The following is a 2472-nucleotide window of genomic DNA, read 5'->3' as shown; positions in this document are numbered from 1 at the left end:
CATTCCGCCCTACTACGTGGTCAACGGGCCGGGGGAATGCACCGGCCCGGCCGGCGAGCCCGTCGGGCCGGAGATCATGCTGGGTACGCGCACCTGTGGCGAGAACCGGGAGAGCCCCAACGTCCTGCTCACCGGGGGCTATCAGGTACAGGGGAAGCTCTCGGAGCGGTTGCTGAGCGTCTTGCCGCCGGTGGTGGTCGTACCGGACGACGGCGGACCGTGCCCCATTCTCGAGCTGACCGTCGACGAGATCGATCGCGACGATCCTGGCCAGCAGGCGGTGCTGGACCGGCTGCTCGACCTGTTGCTGTTGGGCACGCTTCGCGAATGGTTCGCCCGGCCGGAGGCGTGCGCACCACCGTGGTACCGGGCGTGGGGTGATCCGGTCGTCGGCCCAGCACTGCGGGAACTGCACGACGGCCCGGCGCGGCCGTGGACCGTCGAGGCGATGGCCCGCGAGGCGGGCGTCTCCCGCGCGACGTTCGCCCGGCGGTTCGCCGACATGCTCGGCGAGTCACCGATGGCCTATCTCACCGGGTGGCGGCTGAACCTCGCGGCGGATCTGCTGCAACGCAGCGATGCCACCGTAGAGTCGATCGCCCGCAAGGTCGGCTACTCGAACGCGTACGCGCTGAGCGTCGCGTTCAAACGCCACTTCGGGACCCGGCCCAGCGAGCACCGGTCCGCGACGTCCGAGTTCGCCATGTCCCCGGCCTGAGGCCTGCCGGGGAGCCCGTCGAACAGGTGGGGGCGGGGGGAGGCGTCGGCGGTCAGGGGAGGGTGAGGATCTCGGCGCCGGTCTCGGTGATGAGGATGGTGTGCTCGAACTGGGCGGAGCGTCGTAGATCCTTGGTGACGACCGTCCAGCCGTCGTTCCACATGTTCCACTCGTGAGTGCCGAGGTTGATCATCGGCTCGATGGTGAAGACCATGCCGGCCTCGATGAGCATCGTCGACCCTGGGTCGTCGTAGTGCGGGATGACCAGGCCGGAGTGGAACGCCTCGCCGACGCCGTGCCCGGTGAACTCACGCACGACCCCATAGCCGAAACGTTTGGCGTAGGACTCGATCACGCGGCCGATCACGTTGACCGCGCGCCCGGGCTTGGCGGCCTTGATGGCCCGCATCAGCGCCTCGTGGGTCCGTTCGACCAGAACCCGGCTGTCCTCGTCCACGTCGCCCGCGAGGAAGGTCGCATTGTTGTCGCCGTGTACTCCGCCGATGTAGGCGGTGATGTCGACGTTGACGATGTCGCCGTCGGCGATCACGGTCGAGTCCGGGATGCCGTGGCAGATGACCTCGTTGACGCTGGTGCACAGCGACTTCGGAAAGCCGCGGTAGCCCAGCGTGGACGGATACGCCCCGTGGTCGCACAGGAACTCGTGCCCGACCCGGTCGAGCTCATCCGTGGTGACGCCCGGCTCGACGTGCTTGCCGACCTCCTGCAATGCCTGCGCCGCCAGCTGAGCCGCCGCCCGGATGCGCTCGATCGTCTCGGCGTCCTTCACTTCCGAGCCGGTGAAGCGTGCCGGCTGAGGCTTACCCACATACTCGGGACGGGCGATGGACGACGGGACGGCGCGCTGCGGCGACACAGTGCCGGGAACGAGGGGACTCACGGGACACCAGTCTAGTTGGGCGTCCCCAGGTGTCGACGAGCCCATCTCCGCCGATCGTCCTATGGTGGTCGCAGGGCTGGAAGGAGACGGGCATGCGCGGACCGTGGTACTGGTGCTTGATTCACGCTCGGGTCGAGCCGGAAGAAGGCTGCCCCAATGATCGCCGCCTGGGGCCGTACGAGACCCGTGAGGAGGCCGCCGACGCGATCGCCCGGACACGAGAACGCACCGCCGAGATGGACCGGGCTGACCGCAGCGAGCAGGAGTGGGGGAAGGGCTGGGACGACCGCGACTGAGCTGTGCCCTGCAGAGTCCCGGTCAGTGCGGGCGCTCAACGACGAGCGACGTTCCGCCTCGGGGCCGACCGTCGTCGTGAGCTCGCGTTAGCCGTTCTCGGCCTCCAGGTCAGCGCTCGACGCGCCCGCGCTCGTGCGGTGCTTCGGGCCGATCGCGTCGGCGATGGCAGCATGCAGAAGCTCGTAGTCAGGGTCGGCCGATGTGGAATCCATCGTCGTCTGGAAGAAGTCGTATGTGAGGGGCATGGTCTCGATCGCGCCGCTCTGGACGTCGAACATGAGGCCGATGAGCCCGGGGAACAGTTCCTCGGGGATATCGGTCTCGACGATGTCTCTGGTGGCCGCGGCGACACTCTGGTACTGCGTCAGCATGGTCTGCGGGTCGACTTGATGTGCGATGGCGTTCAGCACGTACTGCTGACGCTCCATGCGGTCGTTGTCGTCGGATCCGCAGCGTGAACGGGCGAACCAGAGCGCCTGTGCACCGTCGAGATGCTGATTCTCGCCGGCCCTGATGTAGCCGCGGGGCTCTGTGCAGCCCGTGCCGTCTTCTTTGT

Annotated in this window: 4 protein-coding genes; 2 read left to right on the top strand and 2 right to left on the bottom strand. The window is 67.9% G+C overall.

All coding sequences use genetic code 11. The features are described 5' to 3' along the window. Positions 1–718 (top strand): cupin domain-containing protein (locus ELR45_RS27745; protein WP_205857389.1); only part of this gene is annotated, 718 nt, incomplete at its 5' end. A gap of 52 nt (positions 719–770) precedes the next feature. On the opposite strand, the gene map is transcribed toward ELR45_RS27745, so the two are convergent. Beyond that, positions 771–1664: a type I methionyl aminopeptidase gene (map, locus tag ELR45_RS27740; RefSeq protein ID WP_129669225.1), complete on the bottom strand. Its 894-nt coding sequence runs from the start codon at positions 1662–1664 to the stop codon at positions 771–773. 47 nt (positions 1665–1711) lie between these two features. Between map and ELR45_RS27735 the strand changes: the two genes are divergently transcribed. Then, positions 1712–1915, top strand: a complete 204-nt coding sequence (locus tag ELR45_RS27735; protein WP_129669224.1) for a hypothetical protein — start codon at positions 1712–1714, stop codon at positions 1913–1915. Positions 1916–2002: 87 nt separating this feature from the next. Here the strand turns inward: ELR45_RS27735 and ELR45_RS27730 are convergent. Next, a partial coding sequence (locus tag ELR45_RS27730; RefSeq protein ID WP_165368154.1) for an LCP family protein occupies positions 2003–2472 on the bottom strand: 470 nt, incomplete at its 5' end.

The organism is Phytoactinopolyspora endophytica, from assembly GCF_004138495.1.
Taxonomy (GTDB): Bacteria; Actinomycetota; Actinomycetes; order Jiangellales; family Jiangellaceae; genus Phytoactinopolyspora; species Phytoactinopolyspora endophytica.
Note: the sequence above shows the minus strand (reverse complement) of the source record. Positions and strands in the feature narration are given on the sequence as shown.

Coding starts and splice junctions, on each gene's coding strand:
- map (WP_129669225.1), bottom strand. CDS start 1,664: ATGGGCTCGTCGACACCTGGGGACGCCCAACTAGACTGGTGTCCCGTG.
- ELR45_RS27735 (WP_129669224.1), top strand. CDS start 1,712: ATGCGCGGACCGTGGTACTGGTGCTTGATTCACGCTCGGGTCGAGCCG.